Origin of the sequence: Vreelandella indica, assembly GCF_037070225.1 — a bacterium.
GTDB lineage: Bacteria > Pseudomonadota > Gammaproteobacteria > Pseudomonadales > Halomonadaceae > Vreelandella > Vreelandella arctica.
The window spans coordinates 1-1,638 of sequence record NZ_JBANSO010000085.1; the positions used below are offsets into that span (position 1 = coordinate 1).

Annotated in this window: 1 protein-coding gene; it reads left to right on the forward strand. The window is 60.3% G+C overall.

Annotated elements, in window-relative coordinates; genetic code table 11:
• Positions 1-192 precede the first annotated feature (192 nt).
• Positions 193-1,290: an IS110 family RNA-guided transposase gene (locus V8L71_RS20590; protein WP_336275334.1), complete on the forward strand. Its 1,098-nt coding sequence runs from the start codon at positions 193-195 to the stop codon at positions 1,288-1,290.
• Positions 1,291-1,638: the final 348 nt, after the last annotated feature.

Sequence of the window (1,638 nt, forward strand, 5' to 3'; positions counted from 1 at the left end):
AGACATGATGTTTTGACCTGCCCGTCCTCAACGATCGTGGGTTATTGTTGGGGACGGACTGATCCATCAACAGCAGAGCCACTTTGAGGAGGGCAGGTCATGACCAAGTTTAACGCTGAATTCGCTTCACTTCACACCGTCGGCGCTCCCGTTGAACCGGAACAACCGACAGTTCATACCGCTTATGTCGGCCTGGATGTGCACAAGGAGACGATTGCGGTCGCCGTTGCTGAACCTGGGCGGCAGGCGCCAGATTACGAAGGTGAGATTCCCAATACGCCCAAACGGGTCGAGCGTAAGCTGCAACAGCTCAGCGAGCGGTATGGTGGGGGCCTGCTGCAATTTGTCTATGAAGCCGGCCCCTGCGGGTATGGGTTGTACCGCCAACTGCTGGCCAGCGGCCACGACGTCCAGGTGGTGGCGCCATCACGGATGCCAAAGGCGCCCGGTGAACGGATCAAGACGGATCGGCGTGATGCGATCAAGCTGGCGCGACTAGCACGCAGTGGCGACCTGACACCGGTATGGGTCCCGGATACCGAGCAGGAGGCCATGCGCGACCTGACCCGGGCGCGTGACGACATGAAGGCTCAAGAGCGCAAGGCGCGCCAGCAACTGAATGCCTTTGTGCTGCGACACGGTCACCACTGGCCGAAGGGACGTACCCGCTGGACCCAGACCCACTTCAACTGGCTGGAGTCGCTGCGGTTCGAGCACGACTGGCAACAGGTGGTATTGCAAGAGTATACCGACGCCGTCAAGGCGGCGACCCGACGAGTGGCTGATCTCACTGCCCAGATGGAGCGGGCCTTGCCACAATGGTCGCTGGCACCTGTGGTGGAGGCGCTGGTCGCCTTGCGTGGCATCGATAAACTGGCGGCCATGGTGTTGATGGCAGAGTTGGGCGACATCAGCCGTTTTGACACACCACGGGAATTGATGGCGTTTTTGGGGCTGGTTCCCAGTGAGCACAGTAGCGGCTCGCGCCGACGCCAGGGGGCGGTCACGCTCACCGGTAACCGTTATGCCCGGCGAATGCTGGTGGAATCGGCGTGGAGCTATCGCTTCCCGGCGCGCCAGACAATGCATTTAAAGCGCAAAGCGGCGGGTGCGCCTGAGGAGGCCAAAGCCGTTGCCTGGAAGGCCCAGAAACGCCTGTGCGGGCGCTACCGGGACATGACCCGGGCGGGAAAGAACACCAAGCTGGTGTGCGTCGCGGTGGCGCGAGAACTGACAGGTTTTATCTGGGATATTGTTTGCCGGGTGATGGCCGGGGCGCACGCGGTTTGAGGTGTCGCCCCCCCCCCCCTAAACCGGCATCGAATTCAAGTCATCGAAAGCGAGCATGAGGTGACAGGCACTTTGAGTCAGGGCAGGATCGGCCGGTGTGGAGAACCCTTGACCGGACTGAACCGGCATTTGTCGGGATAATCCTTAAAGGCATTCCCGGCAGATGATCCCTGCTGCTAGAAAAAGGCAAGCTCCGCGACGCAGTGAAGTCAGGTGGTACCCAACCCACGTATATCAGCATGATCCACCGTCGCAGTCTGCCCGATCCTGTTCTGCCTCAAGGTGCCTGCAATCGAGAGGTGCAACATGTGAAGTCCGTGCAAGCCTTGACAGGTCAAAACATATCAG